Source organism: Nocardia sp. CC201C (assembly GCF_030010695.1).
In the GTDB taxonomy this organism is placed as follows: domain Bacteria; phylum Actinomycetota; class Actinomycetes; order Mycobacteriales; family Mycobacteriaceae; genus Nocardia; species Nocardia otitidiscaviarum.
Genome location: NZ_JASCXP010000622.1, coordinates 1 through 2,811, shown reverse-complemented (window position 1 = coordinate 2,811; position 2,811 = coordinate 1). Strand labels below are relative to the sequence as shown.

The window sequence follows — 2,811 nt, the reverse complement described above, 5'->3', positions numbered from 1 at the left end:
GTGCCGTCGCGTCAGCTCTCCTGCGCCTCGCCGAGCGAGTCGGCGTATTCGCGCAGTTCGCGCAGCCGCACCAGCGCCGTCTCGATCTCGGTGAGGCGGCGTTCCCGGCGCTCACCGGAGTGCACCGCCACCGCCTCCTCCGCCGCGCGCAGCGATTCGTCGGCCGAACGCAGGGTGGCGCTGGCGATCTCGGTGAAGTGGTCGCGCAGGGTGCGCTGCATGCCGCGCAGCCGGTTACGGGATTCCTTGCTCACCTGGAAGATCACGTCGTCCATCAGCCGCGCCACCGCCACCTTGGCCTCGGCCTGCCGCCGCTGGCTGCGCGTCTTGCGGTCGTCCCACAGCGCGTTCACGCCCAGCAGCACGCCCGCGCCCGCCGAGTACCAGTTCACCAGCGACATGCCGAGCAGGCTGGTGGCCAGGCCGACCATCAGGATGCCGCCGTAGGAGCCGCGCAGCGCGCTCAGGACCTGCTGGGTCACACCGGCTTTGGCGCTGTCGAGCGGTTCGAGCGCGGCGACCGGTTCCAGCACCTCGCTCGGACTCTCCAACCGCAGGTCGGCCTTGGGCAGGGAGCCGTCCGGGAACTTCTCCGCCACCTGCTCGGCCAGTTCCACCGACCGGTAGTGGGCGATGACGAAGTTCTCCTCCACCGCCTCGCAGATCTTGGCGTCCAGGTCGGCGCCGAAGTCCTTCCAGTGCTTGGCCGGATCCCGCTTGCCGATCTCGGCCTCGGCGTCGCGGATCAGGCTGCGCAGCCGATGCCGCAGGTCGTGTTCGATATCGGCCATCAGCTCGGCCGCGCCGTCGGCCAGCGCGACCTGCCAGTTGGCGGTGCGCTGGCGCAACTGGTCGGCCTCCTCGCGGACCCGGCGCAGCTGTTCGGTGATCTCACCGAAACGCCTTGGGTCACGCAGCGTTTCGGCCTCGCTGCGCAGCGCCAGCGCCAAATGGTCGGTGATGAGCCGGATATCGCGCACCGCGGCCTCCTGGGCCACGGCGTCGGCGCGCCCGAGCACGTACCCGCGCAGGTGGTCGAGCAGTTGCGGCACACCGGATTCCAGATCGCGCTGCTGATCCCCGGTGGCGGCGGCGTGTTCGTGCAGTTGCGCCGAGGCGGGTGCGACGGCGAAGCCGAGTCCGGCAGCGTCGAGCAGCTGTCGATCCTGCTGCTGCACCTGCGGCCAGTGCGAGTACCGGTCGATCTTGTTGAGTACGCAGACCACCATGGGGCAGACCTGCTGGATGCGGCCCAGCAGGGTGATCTGTTCGGGCGTGAACGGCGCACCGGCGTCGGCCACGTACAGCACCGCGTCGGCGGCGGCCAGCAGCGACCAGGACGCCGGGGTGTCGGCCAGCGATCCGGGGGCCTCCAGCACCACGAACCCCTCGGCCAGCAGCGGGCTGGGTTCGGCCAGCTCGGCGCGGACGACGCCGTCGGCGGCCAATGCCTGCACCCGGTCGGCGGGATCGATCACCCGCCGCTCGACCCGACCGCCCGCACCCTGGCGCACCACGGTCACCCGGGACAGCGGTCCGTACTCCACGATCACCGGCACCCGGCCGCCGACCGCACTGACCTCCGCCCCGACCAGGCCGTTGACCAGAGTGGTCGCCCCACTGCCCGGTTCGCCGACCACGACCAGCCGGACCCGGGAATCGGCGACCCGTGCCCGCGCCAGGTTCAGCCGCCCGGTGAGATCGGCGCGGGCGGCGGCGCGGGTCAGCTCGAGCAGCTCGTCGAGCAGCTCGAGCAACGGGGCCATCGCATCCGGATGCTTCACGACGGCGAGACTATCGCCGTCGATCACAACAGCGTGATGTCGTGGGAACCGGATACCGGGTGGTGGCTCTCCGCGAGGGTGGCCTCGGGCATGAGCTGCGTGGACAGCGCGACGCCGGGGTAGGCGAGCGAACTGCCGTAGGCGAAATCGTCGTGGCCGCCGTACAGCGCGGCGTGGTACCCGCCGTCCGTTACGTCCGCGATGGGCTTCGCGGGCTGCGGCGCGATGGACGGTTTGACCAATGTCGGCGCGGGCTGCGGCATGGGCTCGGGGGGGACCACGCCGGGGCCGGTACCGAGACCGCCGTCCGTGCCGAGATCCGGTGCGGGCGTGGGCGCTACGGTCGGCACGTCCAGATCCGGGGTGTTGCCGTCGGGCAGGTCGACGCTCGGCTGCGGGGCACTGATGGACGGCACCTGCGTCGGGCCCGTATCGATATCGTCCGGCTGGGTCGGGGCGACGTCGATCCCGGTGCCGGGGGACGGGACCGGAGGCGTGGTGGTCGGCACGTTCCCGGTCGGGGTGCCGGAGCCGCCGTCGGTGCCCGGCGCGGTGGTGCCGCTGTCGGTACCGGGCGCGGTGGTGGTGCCGCCGTCGGTGCCCGGCGCGGTGGTGCCGCCGTCGGTGCCCGGCACGGTGGTCGTGCCGCCATCGGCACCCGGTTTGGTCGTGGCCGCGCCGCCGGTGCCCGGCACGGTGGTGGACGCACCGTCGGTGACGCCGGGGAGCTTGGTGGTCGCGGGGTCGGTGCGGCCCGGCAGTGTGGTGGGCGCACCCGGGGTGGGGGTGAGCAGCCCACCCGCGTCGGTGGTGTTCGGAGTGCTGACCTGCGGCCCGGTCGTCGGCGTCGACGCGCCGCCGGTGGGCGTGGTCGGCTGGGCGATCACGGTGGCCGTCGGCTGTTGCGGGGTGGTGGTCTCCGTGGGCCGGGTGGTGTCGAGCAGCGCGGGCGCGGCGATGGCGGGCGCGGTCAGGGGCGACGGCCCCTCGGGCGCGGCCAGCACATTGGCGATCGGCTTGGTGGCGG

General features: G+C 72.8%; 1 protein-coding gene and 1 pseudogene. Both read right to left on the bottom strand.

Going from position 1 to position 2,811, the window contains the following annotated elements:
* Positions 1-11: 11 nt before the first annotated feature.
* Positions 12-1,784 carry a hypothetical protein gene (locus QK444_RS35045; protein WP_306372072.1) on the bottom strand — a complete coding sequence of 591 codons (1,773 nt, stop codon included), beginning with the start codon at positions 1,782-1,784 and terminating at the stop codon, positions 12-14.
* 23 nt (positions 1,785-1,807) lie between these two features.
* Positions 1,808-2,811 (bottom strand): annotated as a pseudogene (locus QK444_RS35040) (hypothetical protein); the annotation flags it as partial.